This window comes from Rhizobium giardinii bv. giardinii H152, from assembly GCF_000379605.1.
Lineage (GTDB): Bacteria > Pseudomonadota > Alphaproteobacteria > Rhizobiales > Rhizobiaceae > Pararhizobium > Pararhizobium giardinii.
In genome coordinates this window covers 121,312-140,955 of record NZ_KB902680.1, presented here as the reverse complement: position 1 = coordinate 140,955, position 19,644 = coordinate 121,312, and the positions used below count along the sequence as shown (strand labels likewise).

The following is a 19,644-nucleotide window of genomic DNA, read 5'->3' as shown; positions in this document are numbered from 1 at the left end:
AAATCCGCCGTTAAACTGTCAGGTGGCGGCGTGCTTCCGGCGTGTCCAGCGTCTCTGCCGGCCCCTCGTGCACGATCTCGCCCCGATCCATGATATAGACATGGTCTGCAAGCTCGCGGCAGAAGTCAAGATATTGTTCCACAAGCAGAATTGCCATCCCCGTGGAATCGCGCAGATACTGGATCGCCCGGCCGATATCCTTGATGATCGACGGCTGGATGCCTTCCGTCGGCTCATCAAGCACGAGGATCTTCGGCCGCGTCACCAGCGCCCGGCCGATCGCCAGCTGCTGCTGCTGGCCGCCCGAAAGGTCGCCGCCGCGACGGCCGAGCATGGAGCGCAGGATCGGGAAGAGGTTGAAAATGTCCTCCGGAATGAAACGGTCCTTGCGGGCGACCGGCGCATAGCCCGATTCCAGGTTCTCCTTAACCGTCAGCAACGGAAAGATTTCGCGGCCCTGCGGCACGAAGCCGATGCCGTGCCTGGCGCGATTATAGGGCGCCATGCCGTTCAGCGGAGTGTCGTTGAAAGTGATCGTACCGGCACTTGGCCCATGCTGGCCGGTGATGGCGCGCAACAGACTGGTCTTGCCGACGCCATTGCGCCCGAGCACGCAGGTGATCTTGCCCATGGGAGCGGTGATGGAGACGCCACGCAACGCTTGCGCTGCGCCGTAGTGGAGATTGATATTGTCGACCGTCAGCATCTTGTGTTACCTCATTTCCTCACTGCCCTCACCCAGCCCTCTCCCCGCTTGCCGGGAGAAGATGGCCGCAGGCCGGATGAGGGGCAATGCATCTCACCGCCCCAGATAGTTCTCGATCACTTTCGGATCGTTGCTGACGAAATCGATCGAGCCTTCGGCCAGTACCGAGCCCTCCGCCAGGCACGTGACCTTGACACCGAGATCGCGGATGAAGCCCATGTCGTGTTCGACCACCACGACCGAGCGGGTCTTGGCGATTTCCTTGAGCAGGATGGCGGTTTCCGCCGTTTCGGCGTCGGTCATGCCGGCCACCGGCTCATCGACGAGCAGCAGCTTCGGCTCCTGCGCCAAAAGCATGCCGATCTCCAGCCACTGCTTCTGGCCATGCGAGAGATTGGCGGCGAGATCGTCCTTGCGCGCCGTCATGCGCACCGTTTCGAGGATCTCCTCGATGCGAGCCTTGTCCTCAGCCGTCAGGCGGTAGAACAGCGTCGCGAAAACGCCGCGCTTCCGGTTGAGCGCCAGCTCGATATTGTCCCAGACCGTGTGGCTTTCGAACACCGTCGGCTTCTGGAATTTGCGGCCGATGCCGAGCTGGGCGATTTCGGCCTCATCCTTCTTGGTGAGGTCGATATCGCCATTGAAGAAAACCTGGCCCGAGTCCGGCCGGGTCTTGCCGGTGATGATGTCCATCATCGTCGTCTTGCCGGCACCGTTCGGGCCGATGATGGCGCGAAGTTCGCCCGGCTCGACGACGAAGGACAGTGAGTTCAGCGCCTTGAAACCGTCGAAGGAAACCGAGACGCCGTCGAGATAGAGAAGGCTGCGCGAGGTCTTTGCATCCATCGGTCTTACTCCGCGGCCTGAGGTTCGAGTGAGGCAAGCCGGCTTTCGGCCTCGGCTGCCGCCTTGTCCTGATAGGCCCGCTCGACAGCGTCGGCTCGTCGCTGTTCCTTGCGAGACGCGAGGAACTGCTGGACCGTGCCGACGACGCCCTTGGGCAGGAACAAGGTTGTCGCGACGAACAGCGCACCGAGCGCAAACAGCCAGAATTCCGGGAAGGCGGCGGTGAAGATGCTCTTGCCGAAATTGACGAGGACGGCGCCGATGATCGGCCCGATCAACGTGCCGCGCCCGCCGACCGCCGTCCAGATGACGACTTCGATCGAGTTTGCCGGCGCGAATTCACCGGGGTTGATGATGCCGACCTGCGGCACGTAGAGCGCGCCGGCGATGCCGGCCATCATCGCAGAAACCGTGAAGATGAAGAGCTTCATGTTTTCCACCCGGTAGCCGAGGAAACGCGTGCGGCTTTCGGCATCGCGCACGCCGACCAGAACCTTGCCGTATTTGGAACGGACGATGGCCGAGCTCAGGATCAGCGCCAGGGCGAGAGCGATGGCGGTTGCCGCAAAGAGCGTCGCCCGGGTGCCGCCGGCCTGGACGTTGAAGCCGAGGATATCCTTGAAATCGGTGAGGCCATTGTTGCCGCCGAAGCCCATCTCGTTGCGGAAGAAGGCGAGCAGCAGGGCGTAGGTCATCGCCTGGGTGATGATCGACAGATAGACGCCGGTGACGCGCGAGCGGAAGGCGAACCAGCCGAACACGAAGGCGAGCAGACCGGGAACCAGCAGCACCATCAACGCGGCGAAGGCGAAATGATTGAAGCCGTACCAGTACCACGGCAGCTCGTTCCAGTTCAAAAACACCATGAAATCCGGCAGCAGCGGGTTGGCATAGACGCCCCGGTCACCGATCTGGCGCATGAGATACATGCCCATGGCATAACCGCCGAGCGCGAAGAACGCGCCGTGGCCGAGCGAAAGGATGCCGCAATAGCCCCAGACGAGATCGAGCGCGAGCGCAAGCAGGGCGTAGCAGAGGTACTTGCCGAGAAGAGGGACGAGATGACCCGGGACATGGAAGAAGTTGCCTTCCGGGATCAGAAGGTTGGCAAGCGGCACGAGAGCTGCCGCCAGAAGGATAAGCGCCACGGCCCAGAGGACCTTCTTCTCGTGCCGGCTGAACAGCATTTGCGTAATCATTGTTCGATCGCCCTTCCCTTGAGCGCGAACAGGCCGCGTGGCCGCCGCTGGATGAAGAGAATGATGAAGATGAGGATGAGGATCTTGCCCAGCACCGCGCCGGCATAGGGTTCGAGGAACTTGTTGGCGATGCCGAGCGTCAAGGCGCCGACCAGCGTCCCCCAGAGATTGCCGACGCCACCGAAGACCACGACCATGAAGCTGTCGATGATGTAGTTCTGGCCGAGATTGGGCGAGACGTTGTCGATCTGGCTGAGCGCAACGCCCGCCATGCCGGCAATGCCCGAACCGAGACCGAAGGTCAGCGCGTCGACCCAAGGCGTGCGGATACCCATGGACGACGCCATGCGGCGGTTCTGCGTCACGGCGCGCATCTGCAACCCGAACTTGGAGCGCTTGAGCAGCAGGAGCAGCGCGACAAAGACGCCGAGCGAAAAGACGATGATCCACATGCGGTTATAGGTGATGGCCAGGCCGCCGACGTCGAAGGCGCCCGACATCCAGCTCGGATTGTCGACCTGGCGGTTGGTCGGCCCGAAGATGGTGCGGATCGCCTGCTGCAGGATCAGCGAAATGCCCCAGGTGGCAAGCAACGTTTCCAGCGGCCGGCCATAAAGCCAGCGGATGACGCTGCGCTCGATGCCGATGCCGACCAGGCCCGTGAACAGGAACGCCGCGGGCACCGCAAAGGCGAGCGAATAATCACTCATCTGGGGCGCGACGGCATGAAGCGTCTGCTGCACCACATAGGTGGTGTAGGCGCCGAGCATGACCATTTCGCCATGGGCCATGTTGATGATGCCCATGACGCCGAAAGTGATGGCAAGGCCGATGGCGGCGAGAAGCAGAACGGAGCCGAGCGACAGGCCGTACCAGACGTTCTGCGCCACATCCCAAATGGCGAGACTGGTCTCGATCGACGTGATGTTCTGCTCGATCGCCGGCTTCAGGTCCTCCGGCGCATTTTCCATGGCCGCGGTCAGGATCGTCAGCGCATCGCGGTTTCCGCGCGCTGCGATCGTATCGATGGCGGCCTTCTTGTCCTCGGCGCTGGCATCGGTCTTGAGCAGGATGACGGCCCGTGCCGCTTCCATGGTCGACTTGACCTCGACGTCCTTCTCCTCAGCCAAAGCGGCGTTCAAAAGATCGAGATTATCGGGGTTAGCGTCCTTGAGCAGGTCCTGCGATGCGGCCAGACGGGCGGCCCGGTCGGGGCTCAGCAGCGTCAGCTGGCTCAGCGCCGCGCCGATCGCGCCGCGCAGTCCGTTGTTCAGTTTGATCCTGGCAAGATTGCCGGGGACATCGGCCACCGGCGCGCCGGTCAGCACATCGACATAGGCGCCATCTGTCGGTGCGGCGAGGTAGACGGAGCCACCGGTCTTCGGCGCGTAAAGTTTGCCGTCGCTGAGGTTTTGCAGGATTTCGGCAACTTTGGCGTCGCCCGAAGCCGCAAGCGCCTTGACGGCCTCTATCTTCTGGGGAAAGCCGCCGGTCCCGAGCGCATCGACCAATGGCCGGATATCTTCCTGCGCACGCAGACCGGTTGCAAGGCAACTGACCAGCAGGCAGAGAGCAATAAGGAAGGTCTGGAGGGCGCGATACATGAGCTCTTCAAGTTCCGTTTTGGCTGGCGCTGCGAATTCCGGCGGGTGCCTGACTGCTGGCGCTGCTGCTTAAAGTTTCCGCAATGCGCCCGTCCGGCGATCAGATCGGACCGATGCGGCATCGGGAACCACGTCGTCACGCTCCACTCATGCAGAAAACATGCCAGTACACCGTGGGGCAGATAGTCCCCCGTCCGGGTGGGAGACCCGAACGGAGGGGGTATTGGTGTCTGATCGAAAGGTGAGTGTATGATTTGGGGGAAACGGCGGTCAGGCCGTTTCCGGACTATGCTGGCCTTGATGAAAATCAGGAGCCTTTGCCGCCGCACTTGCCGGTGGCAACGTTGAAGTTGCCGCAGGACATCGGCTTGCGCCAATCAGAGATCAGGTCTTTCGAGTCGGGCAGGTAGTCGGACCATTCGTCGCCGACGACCGCCGGGGTCTGCTGAACGATTTCGAACTGGCCGTCTTCCTGGATTTCACCGATCAGCACCGGCTTGGTGATGTGGTGGTTCGGCATGACGGTGGAATAACCGCCCGAAAGGTTCGGAACGCTGGTGCCGATGATCGTGTCGAGAACCGCATCGGTGTCGGTGGTACCGGCAGCTTCGACGGCCTTCACCCAGGCGTTGAAGCCGATATAGGCGGCTTCCATCGGATCGTTGGTCACGCGCTTGTCGTTCTTGGTGAAGGCGTGCCACTGCTCGATGAATTCGGCATTGACCGGAGCATCGACGGACTGGAAGTAGTTCCAGGCAGCCAGATGGCCGACCAGCGGCTTGGTATCGAGACCGGCAAGTTCTTCTTCGCCGACCGAGAATGCGACGACCGGAATATCGGTTGCCTTGATGCCCTTGTTGCCGAGCTCCTTGTAGAAGGGAACGTTGGCATCGCCATTGATGGTCGAGACGACGGCGGTCTTCTTGCCGGCCGAGCCGAATTCCTTGATCTTCGCCACTTCCGTCTGCCAGTCGGAGAACCCGAACGGCGTGTAGTTGATCATGATATCCTCTTTCGGGATACCCTTGGCAATCAGGTAGGCTTCGAGGATCTTGTTGGTCGTGCGCGGATAAACATAGTCGGTGCCTTCGAGCACGAAGCGCTCGACGCCTTCGGTGTTCATCAGGTAATCGACCGCCGGGATTGCCTGCTGGTTCGGAGCAGCACCCGTGTAGAAGATGTTGCGCGAGGATTCTTCGCCCTCGTACTGGACCGGGTAGAAGAGCAGCGAATTCAGTTCTTCGAAGACCGGCAGAACGGACTTGCGCGACGACGAGGTCCAGCAACCAAAGACGGCTGCAACCTTGTTGACGGAGATCAGCTCGCGCGCCTTTTCAGCAAACAGCGGCCAGTCGGACGCCGGATCGACGACGACAGCTTCGAGCTTCTTGCCGAGCAGGCCGCCCTTCTTGTTCTGCTCCTCGATGAGCATCAGCATGGCATCCTTGAGCGTCGTCTCGGAGATGGCCATGGTGCCGGACAGTGAATGCAGGACGCCGACCTTGATCGTGTCCTCGGCAGCATGGACACTGGAGAATGCAGTCGTGGCAAGCGCACCGGCGAGGAACGCGCTCATGACGTGAGATTTGATTTTCATTGTGAACCCCTCTCGTTCTTTGGACGACGGCTCTGGGGAGACCTTTACCGTTCGTAAAGGAACTATCCGCCCGGGGCAGAGAAACCTGTATACGTCAATTGACGTAGACACGGGGGCGAAGTGTGCAATGCAGCACCTTTAAGGATCGCGATCTTCTGTGCTACGACTTTGTCGCGGACGCAAAGACAGCAAGGGGAACCGACACCGCCGATGACAGCCCGCCAGCGCATCATACCGGTCCGGCGTGAATATAACCGCTGGGTCGCCAACCAGACGCTGGAAGACTATGCGCTGCGTTTCACCGCCAAGAGCGCCCGGCAATTCTCCTCGCAGCGCATCTCGCAGACGGCGATCGGGGCGATTTCCTTTCTGGCGCTTGAGGCGATCGGCGGCGCGATCACGCTGTCCTACGGCACCACCAACGCCGTCATCGCCATTCTGGCGGCCAGCATCGTCATGCTCGCCGTCGGCCTGCCGATCAGCCGCTATGCCATTCGCCATGGCGTCGACATCGATCTCCTCACCCGCGGCGCAAGCTTCGGCTATATCGGCTCGACCATCACCTCGCTGATCTATGCGAGCTTCACCTTCATGCTCTTTGCCATCGAGGCCTCGATCATGTCGGCGGCGCTGGAACTGGCGCTCGGCATCCCGGTCTGGATCGGCTATATCATCAGCGCCGTCATGGTCATCCCGCTGGTGACGCATGGCGTTCGGCTGATCAGCAAGTTCCAGCTGGTGACCCAGCCATTCTGGATCATTCTCAACATCCTGCCCTTCATCTTCATCGCGCTCGCCGACTGGAGCAAATTCGACCTCTGGCTCGCCTTTGCCGGTGCCCACAAGTCGGCCGGTGCCCCTGGGACCCTGGCACCGTTTTCCATTGCCGAGTTCGGTGCAGCGTCGGCCGTCATCCTCGCCCTGATGGCGCAGATCGGCGAACAGGTGGACTTTCTGCGCTTCCTGCCCCCGGAAGGACAGCGCAAGCTGCATCATCGGATCGCCGTATTCCTCGCCGGTTCCGGCTGGGTGATCGTCGGCGCGCCGAAATTGCTGGCAGGCTCCTTTCTCGTCGTGCTCTGCCTCAACGCCGGCGTTCCGGTCGAGGATGCGGCGGATCCGGCACATATGTACCTGACCGCATTCGGCTACATGATCCCGTGGCACAATGCGGCCTTGCTGCTGATGGCCGCCTTCGTGGTCGTTTCGCAATTGAAGATCAACGTGATGAATGCTTATGCGGGATCGCTCGCCTGGTCGAACTTCTTCTCGCGCCTGACCCACAGCCACCCCGGCCGCGTCGTCTGGCTGATGTTCAACGTGGCGATCGCCCTGCTTTTGATGGAACTGGGCATCTACAAGCTGCTGGAGGAAACGCTCGGCATCTTCTCGATCATCGCCATGTCCTGGCTCTGCACCATCTCGGCCGATCTATTCGTCAACAAGCCGCTGGGTCTGGCGCCGGCAAACATCGAGTTCAAGCGCGCCCATCTCTATGACATCAATCCGGTCGGCGTCGGCGCCATGACGCTGTCGGCCTTGATCGCCCTCACCGCCCATTTCGGTCTGCTCGGGGCGATGGCGTCGTCGTTGGCGCCCTATATTGCGCTGATCACCGCCTTCATCACCTCTCCCGCCATCGCCTGGGCGACGAAGGGCAAATACTATCTCGCCCGCAAGCCGCGCCAGAGCTGGAAAAAGCTGTCCACCGTCACCTGCTCGATCTGCGAACATCCGTTCGAACCCGAGGACATGGCCTGGTGCCCGGCCTATTCCGCGCCGATCTGCTCGCTCTGCTGCTCGCTCGACAGCCGCTGCCACGACATGTGCAAACCGCATGCGAGCTTCAACTACCAGACGGCCGTGGTTGCCAAGACATTGCTGCCGCAGAAGGTGACGGAAACGCTTTCCACGCGCCTTGGCCGCTACGGGATCGCCGTTGTGCTGTCGGTTGCCGGCATCGGCATCATCCTGGCGATGATCGCGCACCAGACCGGCAGCGCATCGCCTGAGACCGCGGCGGTGATCAACCGGACGATCGGCATTGTCTTCTTCGTCTTTGCCGTCGTCACCGGCATCGTCTGCTGGTTCTACGTTCTGGCGCATGACAGCCGGCTGGTGGCGGAGGAGGAATCCTCGCGCCAGAACACCTTGCTGCTGAAGGAAATCGCCGCCCACAAGAAGACCGACGCCGCCCTGCAATATGCCAAGGAAACGGCGGAGGCAGCCAACCGCGCCAAGAGCCGCTATGTCGTGGGGCTCAGCCATGAACTGCGCACACCGCTCAACGCCGTGCTCGGCTACGCGCAGATCCTCGAGCGCGACGAGACCATCCCGGCGCCGCGTCAATCAGCGATCAAGGTGATCAAGCGCAGTGCCGACCACCTGTCGGGCCTGATCGACGGGCTGCTCGATATTTCCAAGATCGAGGCCGGCCGGCTGCAGGTCTATTCCAATGAGATCAACATCCAGGATTTCCTCGACCAGATCGTCGACATGTTCCGCCCGCAGGCGCAGGCCAAAGGCCTGGTCTTCGCGCAGGAGCGGGCAAGCACCCTGCCGCAATATGTCCGCACCGATGAGAAACGGCTGCGCCAGATCCTCGTCAACCTGCTCTCAAATGCCATCAAGTTCACCGACACCGGCACAATCCGCTTCGATGTCGCCTATCGCAGCCAGGTCGCGACCTTCACCGTCTCCGATACCGGTCGCGGCATTTCGCAAGCCGACCTGCCGCGCATGTTCGAACCCTTCCAGCGTGGCGAGGCCGAACATGTCCGGCCGATGCCGGGCCTTGGGCTGGGGCTCACCATCACCCGGCTTCTGACCCAGACACTCGGCGGCGAGATCGTCGTCGACAGCGAGCGCGACAAGGGTTCGACCTTCCGGGTCCGCCTGATGCTTTCGGCAATCAACCGGCCGACCGCCTCCCTGCCCTCGGTGCGCAAGATCGCCGGCTACGCCGGACCGCGCCGAACGATCGTCGTCGTCGACGACAACGAGGATCACCGCGACCTGATGCGCGAGGTGCTGATGCCGCTCGATTTCGTCGTCCTGACGGCCGCGGGCGGAACGGAATGCCTGACGCTGATCGAGGGCATCGAACCCGATCTCTTCCTGATCGACATCTCGATGCCCGGCATGAACGGCTGGCAGTTGGTCACCCGCCTGCGCGAGCACGGACAAACCGCACCGATCATCATGCTGTCTGCCAATATCGGCGACAGTAGCGAGGCAGACAGCCACGCTGGCCACAACGATAGCCTTGCCAAGCCTTTCGATATCCGCCAGTTGCACGACAAGCTGGCTGTCCATCTGGCGCTCAAATGGGAATACAGCGATACGGCTGCACCTGCGCCGAAGCCGAAGGTCAACGCCAAGGTCAAGACGCCCGGTGTTGCCCATGTCGAGGAACTGATCCGGCTGGGTGAAATCGGTTATGTCCGCGGCATCGAGGCAAAGCTCGCCGATCTCGCACGTCTGGAGGAAAATCAGCCCTTCACCGAGGCGGTGAAGACCTATGTTCAGGCTTTCGACCTTGCCGGCTATGCGGATTTCCTCCAGAGCATAAACAAACAGGGGAGAGCCGCCGGTGAATGACGCAGTCCATCCACGCGATATCGTGCTCATCGTGGATGATTCTCCGGAAACGCTGGGCTTCCTCACCGATGCGCTCGAACAATCCGGGTTCTCGGTACTGATCGCCACGTCCGGCAAGGCTGCGATCAATGTCGTTGATCGCATCACGCCGGATATCATCCTCATGGATGCGGTCATGCCCGGCATGGACGGTTTCGACACCTGCCGCAGCCTCAAGGCCAACCCCGGCATCGCTCAGGTTCCGGTGATCTTCATGACCGGGCTGACGGAAACCGAACATATCGTCCGCGCGCTCGAATCCGGCGGCGTCGACTATCTTTCGAAACCCATCAACATCGACGAGCTGCGCGCCCGCATCCGCGTTCATCTCGCCAATGCGCGCTCGGCGCAAAGCGCGCGCGTGGCGCTGGATGCGGCCGGGCGGCACCTGCTTGCCGTACGTGGTTCCGGCAGCATCCAATGGTCGACGCCGCAGGCGACGCGGCTGGTCAATGCCGCAACCGGCCGGGATGACGGGCTGGAGACGCTCGCCGACCATATCCGCACCTGGCTGGAGGAGCGCGAAAAACACGGTGTCACCAAGGAGCCGCTGATGATCCACCAGCATGGGCAACCGGTCTTGCAGCTCGCCTATCTCGGCGCCATCGGCGGCGACGAATTCCTGTTCCGCCTCACCGGCGTCAGCCAGACCAGCGACGACGACATTCTCAGGCAGAATTTTTCGCTGACGGTGCGCGAGGCCCAGGTGCTGCTCTGGATCGCCAAGGGCAAGTCGAACCGCGACATCGGCGAAATCCTGGGATTGAGCGCCCGCACGGTCAACAAGCACCTGGAACAGATCTACGTGAAGCTCGGCGTCGAAAACCGGGCGTCTGCCGCCGTCAAGGCGGCGAATGCCTTGCGCGAGGTCTAGAGTATGATGCCGAAGCGTGTAAGCGGCTTTCGCACGACATCATGCTCTGCTTCTTTGATTCCAGAGCGGATTCGAGGTTAGGTCGATTCGACTAAAATCATTCGGCTCTAGCCGCCGTCAATAGGAATGCGGAGGGACGAAGAGGCAGATGGTCCGGCTTCTTTCCTCACCGGCGACAGAGCACCAATGGTACTCGCCGTCCGGCGACGTCCTGACGCGCGTATCCCTATAGGGCACGACCTCACCGGTGATATTGATGACATAGCCTTGCGGCCTCTCGCTAATCGCCTTGGTGGCGACCGGCCGGCAATCCTGATTGGAGCAGCAGGAGAACGGATAGCTCCAGCCGGACGGCGCATCATGCGCCTTGGCCACCGCAGGCCACAAGCCAGCTGCAATCAGCGGCGGTATAAGCCAGGCGAGGTAGTATCTTCTTTCCTGAAGGACGAGGATCGCAACCGAAACATGTCCATCGGTTATGGGGCGGTAGGCTACCTTTGAGAAGCGCATGAAGAACTCCTGGTTTGGGACCACTGCTGTTCCCGCCGTCGAAGCGTTTCTTCCCGGATGCCGGCTGACGTCGGCAAGCTCCGCCGACGCCGACATCAGCATGATCCCTTCCGGGTCCTGCCTCCGTTCCTGGACATGGCGCCACGACAATCCTTGGGTGGTGCCAGCCTGCCTTATATTTAAGCATTATCTGCCGATTTGTCCGCGGCGGCAATCGGCGGTCGTCGACAAACGCTCCACGTTGCAATATCGCAACATTCTAAAATTTAACATTTAAAAGTCAGGGGCTTATGCGACGCGATCTGGAAGCTGCCGGCTTTCGAACAGCGCCGGGACGTTCCCAGCGACTTCCGTGCCCACCGAATTGGGTCTCTCCCCGTGAAGATCGGGGCGCCAGGGTAGCGCCCCGAATGGTTGTCGTCAGCCTTTCAGGAAGGCGAGCATGTCGTCGTTCAACTGCTGCTTGTGGGTATCGGTGATGCCGTGCGGCCCGCCAGCATAGACCTTCAGCGTGGCGTGCGGCACCAGCGCCTTGGAAGCGCGGGCTGCAGCGTCGATCGGCACGATCTGGTCGTCGTCACCGTGTACGATCAGCGTAGGGATGTCGAACTTCTTCAGGTCCTCGGTGAAGTCGGTTTCCGAAAACGCCTTGATCGAGTCATAGGTATTCTTGTGGCCGGCCATCATGCCCTGCAACCAGAATGAGTCGATCATGCCCTGCGAAGGCTTGGCACCGGGCCGGTTGAAGCCGAAGAACGGGCCTGCAGCGATATCCTTGTAGAGTTGCGAGCGGTCGGCGATCGACGCTGCACGGATACCATCGAAGACCTCGATCGGCAGGCCACCGGGGTTGGCAGCAGTCTTCAGCATCAGCGGCGGCACGGCGGCGATCAGACCGGCCCTGGCCACGCGGCTGGTACCGTGGCGGCCGATATAGCGGCTGATCTCGCCGCCCCCCGTGGAGAAGCCGAACAACGAAACGGCGTTCAAGTCCAGGACTTCGATCAGATCGGCCAGGTCGTCGGCATAGTGATCCATGTCGTTGCCGTGCCAGGGCTGGGAGGATCGGCCGTGACCGCGACGGTCATGGGTAATGACGCGGAAACCGTTATTGGCAAGATGCAGCGCCTGGGCTTCCCAACTGTCGGAAGACAGCGGCCAGCCGTGGCTGAGAATGACGACGGGACCATCCTTCGGGCCCCAGTCCTTGTAGTAGATCTCGACGCCATCGCGGGTGAGGATGGTGTTGACGCTCTGCTTTACCGGCGAGCGATCTGCCGATGCCGGCGCAGCCTGTTCCTCGGCGTCCGCGCGCGCACCGGTCAGAGCGCCTGATACGGCGGCGATCCCTGCTCCGCCGACACCGGCAAGCAGGACGTTGCGACGGGAAAAATTCTGGTTGGTGGCGCTGTTGGACATGAGATTGCTCCTTTTTCGATGCCGCTGGCGGCGCTGTGTCTATCTATGGCGATTTAATCGTGCACGATATAAATATCCGAAGCTTCCACTGTGAGCAGCTCAGCCGACCCACACATCTTTGTGCACAATCAAATCGTGCACGATCTTTATCCATCGGCGTTTTGAATGTCAATGCCTTGCTATTAAATCGCGAACGATTTATTTTATGCGCGACAGATATAGGACGGACACAATGGATCAAACATCGACCGGCAAGACCGACACAGTGAAACTCGACGACTTCCTTTGTTTCGCCATCTATTCCGCCAACCATGCCCTCAACCGCGTCTACAAGCCGCTGCTCGACGAGATCGGGCTTACCTATACGCAGTACATAGCCATGGTCACGCTCTGGGAGCAGGATGACCGGACGGTCGGTAGCCTGGGCGAAAAGCTGTTCCTGGAATCGAGCACACTGACGCCAGTGCTGAAACGTCTGGAAGGTTTGGGGCTTATCGCCCGGACGCGCGACAAGACGGATGAGCGGCAGGTGCGGGTGCAACTGACGGCAGCGGGACGCGCCCTTCAAGCTCGGGCGAAAGCCATTCCGCCCTGCATTCTCGACGCAAGCGGCCTGGAGGTGGAGGAATTGGCGCGGCTCAAGGAAGAGATCGCGACGCTGAGATCATCGCTGCTGCGATAGCGGCAGCGCGAGCTCTGTATAGAGACGCAAAAAGGCCCGGCGATGCCGGGCCTTTCGCGATCCAGATGGATAATTTGAACGACTATTCGTTCTGGGAGTAGGTGTATTTGCCGTCGTCACCCTTCTTCCAGGTGTACATGACGTAGTCCGGACGGGTGATGTCGCCCTTTTCGTCATAGCTCAATTCGCCGATGGCGGTCTTGAACGGACCCTTGCCCTTGATGTTTTCAGCAACAGCCTGCGCGTCGTTGCCGCCAGCAGCCTTGGCTGCTTCCGCGATCACCTGCAGAGCGGCATAGGAGTACAGCGTGTAGGCTTCCGGCTCAAAACCGGCAGCGCGGAACTTTTCGACCAGTTCCTTTGCAGCCGGGTTCTTGCGCGGATCCGGAGCAAACGTCATCAGCGTGCCGTCAACAGCGTCGCCAGCGATCGAAGCAAGTTCGTTCGAAACGATGCCATCGCCGGACATGAACGTGGCCTTCAGGCCCTGGTCAGCCATCTGGCGCATGATGAGACCGGCTTCGGTGTGCAGACCGCCCCAGTAAACCACGGTTACGCCGGCTTCCTTCATCTTGGCAATAAGCGCCGAGAAGTCCTTGTCGCCGGTCGTGATGCCTTCGTAAAGGACTTCCTTCACACCGGCTTCGTTCATGGCTGCCTTGGTCAGGTCAGCAAGACCCTGGCCGTAAGGCGTCTTGTCGTGAACCACGGCAACTTTGCCATCCTTGAAGTTCGCAGCGATGTAGGCACCGGCAACGGCACCCTGCTGATCGTCGCGACCGCAGGTACGGAAGGTGTTCCACAGGCCGCGCTCGGTGAAGACCGGGTTCGTCGCAGACGGGGTGATTTCCAGGATGCCGTTTTCTGCGTAGACTTCGGAAGCCGGGATCGAAACACCGGAGTTGAAGTGGCCGACCACGAACTTCACGCCGTCAGCAACGAACTTGTTGGCGACGGAAACGCCCTGCTTCGGGTCGGAAACGTCGTCGCCGAGGACGATCTTGATCTGCTCACCATTGATGCCGCCGGCAGCATTGATGTCAGCCGCGGCCTGCTCAGCACCCTTCTGGAGCTGCGCGCCGAAAGCTGCGTTCGGTCCCGTCAGCGGGCCGGCAACACCAACCAGCAGGTCAGCCCATGCAGTGCCGCTGAAAGCGACCATTGCAGTCAGCGCAACAGCCGACAAAAGTGACTTCTTCATCTTGTTACTCCCAAAAATTTAAGCGGGTGCCGTTTAAGCCGGTCACGATACCCACCATAATCGCGCCGGTATTCTTGTATCCGCAGGCAGCGCGCCCGGCGCTACCCATGGGTTTCCCTCTATTATTTCGATCGCCAGGAGAAAGGCGACGCCTTCTCATAGAGCCAGTAGTAATTGTTGGTCATCTGCTTCGTGCGGTAGTAGCGATAGCCGGCCGTAGCAAACAGCAAAAGAGCGACGGTGTCCACGATATAGTACTGCAAAGTCAACATGCTGCCGTTAAAAAGCGCATGATGGATAAAGCGGATCGCGACACCGAGAAGCAGTGTGTAGATGACCAATGTCGAGTATTTGCTCCACCCCTCGGCGGCGCTCTTTCCCGTGCGCCAAGCCGTCCATCCGCCCATCACCACGGTGACGAGCGCAAATTGCAGAACGGTCGGTTCTTCGTAGAGAATGCCTTGCATTCCATTTCTCCCTTCAAAGCGCTGCGGGTCTCAAGCCGCGCAAAACGCTCCAACGTACCGAAATCACCCCTGCCGGCTGCAAAGAGATGCCGGCGGCAGGCATGGCATCAATGATGGCCGCCCTCAAGATAGGCGGCACGCACTTCCGGATTGGCCAGCAATTCCTTGCCGCTGCCGCTCATGGTCACCTTGCCGTTGACCATGACATAGCCGCGATGGGAGAGCTTCAAGGCGGCAAAGGCGTTCTGCTCGACGAGGAAGACGGTCAGGCCCTCCTGTTCGTTGAGCTTCTTGATCGCTTCGAAGATGCCCTTGACGATCAGCGGCGCAAGACCGAGCGATGGTTCGTCGAGCAGCAAAAGCTTCGGGCGGGCCATCAACGCACGGCCAATCGACAACATCTGCTGCTCACCGCCGGACAGGGTACCGCCGCGTTGCGCCTGCCGCTCCTTGAGCCGCGGGAAAAGCGTGAAGATCTTTTCCACGTCCTCATCGAAATACTTCAAGTTGTCGAGGCTCGCGCCCATCTGAAGATTTTCAAAGACGGTCATGCGCGGAAAGATCCGCCGGCCTTCAGGAGACTGGGCAACGCGCAACCGGGCAATTTCGTGCGTCGGCATGCGGGTAATGTCCTGTCCATCGAAGGTGACAGAACCGGTCTTGGCCTGCGGACTGCCGCATATGGTCATCATCAGGGTCGACTTACCGGCGCCGTTGGCACCGATCATGCAGACGATTTCACCGCGCTTGACCTCGACATCAACACCGGCGAGCGCGCGGATATTGCCGTAATAGGTCTCGACGCTTTTTACATTCAGGAGAGTATCGCTCATCAGTGCGTCTCTCCCGGTGCGATTTCCTGGATCTCTTCGATCACTTCTTCGACCTCAACGTCTTCAACACCGAGATAGGCCGCAATAACCTTCGGATCGTGCTTCACAAAGTCCGGATTTCCGTCGGAAATCTTCTGGCCGTATTCCAGCACCACGACGTGGTCGGAAATTTCCATGACCACCGACATGTCGTGCTCGATCAACAGGATCGATGTGTCCGTGTCCTTGCGGATACTGCGCAAGAGCTCGTTGAGGGCGAGCGATTCACGCGGATTGAGACCAGCGGCTGGCTCGTCGAGGCAGAGAAACTCCGGCCCCGTGCACATGGCGCGCGCGATCTCCAGGCGACGCTGCGCACCGTATGGCAGGTCGCCGGCCGGGTCGTCGGCGCGGTCGGTCAGGTTTGCCTTGTCGAGCCAGTATTTCGCACGCTCGATCGATTCTCCGACCGCCGCCTTGTAGGTCGGAAAGCCGAGCAGACCGAGGATGGTGTAGCCCGAAGCCAGCATCAGCTTATTGTGCTGGGCGACCAACAGGTTTTCCAGGACGGTCAGGCCCGAGAAAAGCCGGATATTCTGGAAGGTACGGGCCACCTTGGCATCGCGGTTGACTTCATAATCCGACATGCGCTCGAGAAGGTATTCCTTCCCGGCCTTCTGCCGCAATGTGATCATGCCCATCGTCGGCTTGTAGAAGCCGGTGATGCAGTTGAACACCGTCGTCTTGCCGGCCCCGTTCGGGCCGATGAGCGCGGTGATATCACCGCGATAGGCTTCGAACGACAGGTCGTTGATGGCCATCAGTCCGCCGAAACGCATCGACAGATGCTCGACTTTGAGAATTGGATCTTTCGTCATGGTGTCTGTCTCGAGGGCCATCAGCCGTGCCCTTCCTTGGTAAAGCTGCCGGAGACACTCTTGCGTTCACGCAGGAATGCCGTGGGTTCGCGCGAGCCGACGAAGCCGCGAGGCTTCCAGACCATGACGACGATCATTGCCAGACCGAAGATCAGCATGCGGTAGAGTTCCGGCGTGAAGTCCGGGCCGAAGATCTGCTTCAAGAAGTTCATTTCACGCAGCAGTTCGGTGCCGCCGATCATCACGGTCGCAGCGACGGCGATGCCGACCAGCGAGCCCATGCCGCCGAGAACCACGATTGCAAGAATGATCGCCGATTCCAGGAAGACGAAGGATTCCGGCGAGACGAACCCCTGGCGGACGGCAAAGAACGACCCTGCAATCCCCCCGAACATCGCGCCGGTGGCGAATGCCGTCAGCTTGGTGGTAACCGTGTTGATGCCGAGCGAACGGCAGGCGATCTCGTCTTCACGCAACGCTTCCCAGGCACGGCCGATCGGCATGCGTCTCAGGCGGATCGTGACGAAGGCAGCCAGCATGCAGAGTGCTAAAGCGAGATAGAACAGGAAGATCTTGTAATAGGCCGAGGACATCGGCAGGCCGAACGCCTTGGCGAAGTTGTTCGCGGCGCTGATGTCGAAGGACCAGATGCCGAAGACACTTGCCTTGGCGATGCCCGAGATACCGAAGGTGCCCTTGGTGACTTCCGTCCAGTTGATCAGCACCAGCCGGATGATTTCCCCGAAGGCGAGCGTCACGATCGCCAGATAGTCACCCTTGAGGCGCAGCACCGGGAAGCCGAGGATGGTGCCCCATAGCGCTGCCAGGACGCCGGCCATCGGCAGGAGCAACCAGAAGGACAGGCCGAAATAGGACGACAGCAGCGCGTAGGAATAGGCGCCGACCGCGTAGAAGGCGACATAACCGAGATCGAGAAGGCCGGCGAGGCCGACGACGATGTTCAATCCCCAGGCCAGCATCACATAGATCAGGATCTGGATGCCGAAGTTGTCGACCCATTTCAGCGAGCCCTGGAAGCCGAACAATCCCACCATGACCGGCGGATAGATGATCAGGGCGAGGACGGCGAGCAGACTGAAATTGCGTGCCACGAAGCTCGCTTCCCGCTCGACCACGGGAGCCGCGGCCTTTGCTGCCTTGCGCTCCTCGAACCAGGGGCGAATATAGGCGACCGTCAGGAAACGGCCGACCACGGCAATGGCGACGAAGATCGCCAGAAGACCCCAGCGCTGAACAAGAATAAGCTCGTTCAGGATGTTCTGGTCGGTCTTCAGTCCGACGAACAGCACGAAAAGGCCAAGGGCGATGAGACCCGCATAGAAGGCCTCGCGCAGAGCCCGCGCCATCAGATTGGTGCCGACGGCCTCATTGGTTTGCGAAATGTTTGCCATAAAATTATACCTTCTCGACTTCCGGCCGACCCAGAATACCAGACGGCTTGAAAATCAGCACGATGGCGAGGATCGAGAATGTCGCGACATCCTTGTAGTCGATGGTGAAATAGGCAGACCAGAGCGATTCGATCAGGCCGATCATCAGACCACCCAGCACGGCGCCCGGAAGAGAGCCGATGCCGCCGAGAACGGCCGCCGTGAACGCTTTGACGCCCGGCGTAAACCCATCCGTGAATACGATCACACCGTAATACATCAGGTACATGGTACCGGCGACGGCCGCCAAAGCTGCACCCATGACGAAAGTGATCGAGATCGTCTTGTCGACGTCGATGCCAAGCAGCGCCGCCATCTTGCGGTCCTGTTCGGTCGCCCGCTGCGCACGGCCAAGCGGCGTGTGATTGACGATGTACCAGAAGATCGTCAGCAGAACCGCGGTCACCAGCACGATGATGATCTGCTTCAGCGAAATCGCTATGCCGAAAATGTCGTAAACGGACGACACCAGCGGCGGAACCGGCTTGTTGCGCGGACCTTGCGTCACCTGAACGAAGTTCGACAGCGCAATCGACATGCCGATCGCAGTGATCAGCGGCGCCAGCCTGAACGAACCGCGCAGCGGACGGTAGGCCAGCTTTTCGATAACCCAGTTCCACAGGCCCGTCATCAGCATCGCAATGAGAATCATGATGAACAGGGCAAGGGCAATCGGAATGCCACCGAACAATCCCAGCAGGATCAGGTAGACTATCAGAGCTGCAAAACCGCCCAGCATGAAGATATCGCCGTGGGCGAAATTGACCATGCCGATGATGCCGTAAACCATTGTGTAGCCAATGGCGACCAAACCATAAATCGAGCCAAGCGTCAGCCCGTTGACGAGCTGCTGGACAAAATACTCCATCTATATCCCCCGGGCCCGATCCTGTTAGGTCAGACCTCTTGTTTTAGAAGCTCTTAGCGAGCCTTTTTCGATACGGATTCCATAATGCTTTCGAACAAAAAGTGAAGCGTAAAATGACAGCTTGCTGAAATTCTTTCCCAATTTAGTGACATTGACGCTTTTAGGGCCAAAAAATCAAAAAAATAGCAGTCGCATGCCGGTTTTTAGGCAGCAAACCGTGAAACCTACGGCGAGAGCCCCGCCAGTCCTGTCGGCAAGATCGCAGGTGCGATCCGCGGCACAAAGGGTTGCACCTTCAGGCGAACTGTCAGGACATCAACAACGAACGGTTTCAGCCGGAGAAATCGACGGAGAGACCGAACTCCCGCCCCATCAGCCTCAGGTCGTCAAACAGCGATTCGGCAAGACTTCGCGTGACGATCAGTTCGAATTCGTTCTCGCCGGTTCGCGCCAGATTGACGCTGATATGTCCGCACAGAAGATTCGACGCGGCGCCGATCGCGAAAACGGAAGGGTGCAGATCGATCGCCACGCCCTTGGCCAGGATGCGACGCACGTTCGGACCCGACAACCGCAGGACGATGCGGCCGTCGCTCTGGTCAAGGACATAGGCGGTGTCGGCAAGGACAAGCGAAAGGCTGCGTCGCAGCAGGCCGTCCGGCGTTTCCGACTGCGACACCACCAGCCATTCTCCCGGCCCGACGAATCGCAAGGATGGCTCGCTCATCGTAGTCAGCGCCGCGGCGACGGCAGTTTCCTCGCCATCAGCCGCCATGACCGTCACGATCGCCTGCCTGCGAGGGACCTCCAGGTGATCGACGGCCCGAATGCCGGGATCCAGCGGAATGCGGCCTTCCAATGGGTGGTGGGAAATGTAGGTCTTGGTCATGT

General features: G+C 60.3%; 17 protein-coding genes. 3 read left to right on the top strand and 14 right to left on the bottom strand.

All coding sequences use genetic code 11. The features are described 5' to 3' along the window. Positions 1-10 precede the first annotated feature (10 nt). From urtE to urtA, 5 genes are all read right to left on the bottom strand, one after another. Positions 11-706, bottom strand: a complete 696-nt coding sequence (gene urtE, locus A3AY_RS0116410; RefSeq protein WP_018326745.1) for an urea ABC transporter ATP-binding subunit UrtE — start codon at positions 704-706, stop codon at positions 11-13. A gap of 93 nt (positions 707-799) precedes the next feature. Then, the gene (urtD, locus tag A3AY_RS0116405; RefSeq protein ID WP_018326744.1) at positions 800-1,552 is read right to left on the bottom strand and encodes an urea ABC transporter ATP-binding protein UrtD; all 753 of its coding nucleotides are present in this window, start codon (positions 1,550-1,552) and stop codon (positions 800-802) included. A gap of 5 nt (positions 1,553-1,557) precedes the next feature. Next, positions 1,558-2,751, bottom strand: a complete 1,194-nt coding sequence (gene urtC, locus A3AY_RS0116400) for an urea ABC transporter permease subunit UrtC (RefSeq protein ID WP_018326743.1) — start codon at positions 2,749-2,751, stop codon at positions 1,558-1,560. Beyond that, complete coding sequence (gene urtB, locus A3AY_RS0116395; protein WP_018326742.1) at positions 2,748-4,355, bottom strand: urea ABC transporter permease subunit UrtB; 1,608 nt, start codon at positions 4,353-4,355, stop codon at positions 2,748-2,750. Before urtB ends, urtC begins: the two co-directional genes overlap by 4 nt. A gap of 307 nt (positions 4,356-4,662) precedes the next feature. Continuing rightward, entirely contained in the window at positions 4,663-5,952 is a 1,290-nt protein-coding gene (gene urtA, locus A3AY_RS0116390) for an urea ABC transporter substrate-binding protein (RefSeq protein ID WP_026203512.1), read from the bottom strand. 210 nt (positions 5,953-6,162) lie between these two features. Here urtA and A3AY_RS0116385 point away from each other — a divergent pair, with 210 nt between their 5' ends. Together A3AY_RS0116385 and A3AY_RS0116380 are read left to right on the top strand one after the other, a co-directional pair. Next, entirely contained in the window at positions 6,163-9,552 is a 3,390-nt protein-coding gene (locus A3AY_RS0116385) for a hybrid sensor histidine kinase/response regulator (protein ID WP_018326740.1), read from the top strand. Continuing rightward, complete coding sequence (locus A3AY_RS0116380; protein WP_018326739.1) at positions 9,545-10,465, top strand: response regulator transcription factor; 921 nt, start codon at positions 9,545-9,547, stop codon at positions 10,463-10,465. The genes A3AY_RS0116385 and A3AY_RS0116380 overlap by 8 nt, the downstream gene beginning before the upstream one ends. Before the next feature lie 117 nt (positions 10,466-10,582). On the opposite strand, the gene A3AY_RS0116375 is transcribed toward A3AY_RS0116380, so the two are convergent. Beyond that, positions 10,583-10,876 carry a hypothetical protein gene (locus A3AY_RS0116375; RefSeq protein ID WP_051108362.1) on the bottom strand — a complete coding sequence of 98 codons (294 nt, stop codon included), beginning with the start codon at positions 10,874-10,876 and terminating at the stop codon, positions 10,583-10,585. 519 nt (positions 10,877-11,395) lie between these two features. Then, the gene (locus tag A3AY_RS0116370; protein WP_018326737.1) at positions 11,396-12,394 is read right to left on the bottom strand and encodes an alpha/beta fold hydrolase; all 999 of its coding nucleotides are present in this window, start codon (positions 12,392-12,394) and stop codon (positions 11,396-11,398) included. A gap of 232 nt (positions 12,395-12,626) precedes the next feature. Here A3AY_RS0116370 and A3AY_RS0116365 point away from each other — a divergent pair, with 232 nt between their 5' ends. Further along, entirely contained in the window at positions 12,627-13,076 is a 450-nt protein-coding gene (locus A3AY_RS0116365; protein ID WP_018326736.1) for a MarR family winged helix-turn-helix transcriptional regulator, read from the top strand. Between the two features lie 82 nt (positions 13,077-13,158). Here the strand turns inward: A3AY_RS0116365 and A3AY_RS0116360 are convergent, their stop codons facing one another. From A3AY_RS0116360 to A3AY_RS0116330, 7 genes are all read right to left on the bottom strand, one after another. Next, positions 13,159-14,277, bottom strand: coding sequence for a branched-chain amino acid ABC transporter substrate-binding protein (locus A3AY_RS0116360; RefSeq protein ID WP_018326735.1), 1,119 nt, complete (start codon positions 14,275-14,277; stop codon positions 13,159-13,161). A gap of 122 nt (positions 14,278-14,399) precedes the next feature. After that, complete coding sequence (locus A3AY_RS0116355) at positions 14,400-14,744, bottom strand: DUF6867 family protein (RefSeq protein ID WP_018326734.1); 345 nt, start codon at positions 14,742-14,744, stop codon at positions 14,400-14,402. 107 nt (positions 14,745-14,851) lie between these two features. After that, complete coding sequence (locus A3AY_RS0116350) at positions 14,852-15,577, bottom strand: ABC transporter ATP-binding protein (RefSeq protein WP_018326733.1); 726 nt, start codon at positions 15,575-15,577, stop codon at positions 14,852-14,854. Next, on the bottom strand, positions 15,577-16,455 hold the full coding sequence (locus tag A3AY_RS0116345; RefSeq protein WP_018326732.1) for an ABC transporter ATP-binding protein: 879 nt from the start codon (positions 16,453-16,455) through the stop codon (positions 15,577-15,579). The genes A3AY_RS0116350 and A3AY_RS0116345 overlap by 1 nt, the downstream gene beginning before the upstream one ends. After that, the gene (gene livM, locus A3AY_RS0116340; protein WP_018326731.1) at positions 16,455-17,846 is read right to left on the bottom strand and encodes a high-affinity branched-chain amino acid ABC transporter permease LivM; all 1,392 of its coding nucleotides are present in this window, start codon (positions 17,844-17,846) and stop codon (positions 16,455-16,457) included. The genes A3AY_RS0116345 and livM overlap by 1 nt, the downstream gene beginning before the upstream one ends. A 4-nt stretch (positions 17,847-17,850) precedes the next feature. Beyond that, a complete protein-coding gene (locus tag A3AY_RS0116335; RefSeq protein ID WP_018326730.1) occupies positions 17,851-18,753 on the bottom strand; it encodes a branched-chain amino acid ABC transporter permease in 903 nt (300 codons plus the stop codon). Between the two features lie 331 nt (positions 18,754-19,084). Next, on the bottom strand, positions 19,085-19,642 hold the full coding sequence (locus A3AY_RS0116330) for a sarcosine oxidase subunit gamma (protein WP_018326729.1): 558 nt from the start codon (positions 19,640-19,642) through the stop codon (positions 19,085-19,087). Positions 19,643-19,644 lie beyond the last annotated feature (2 nt).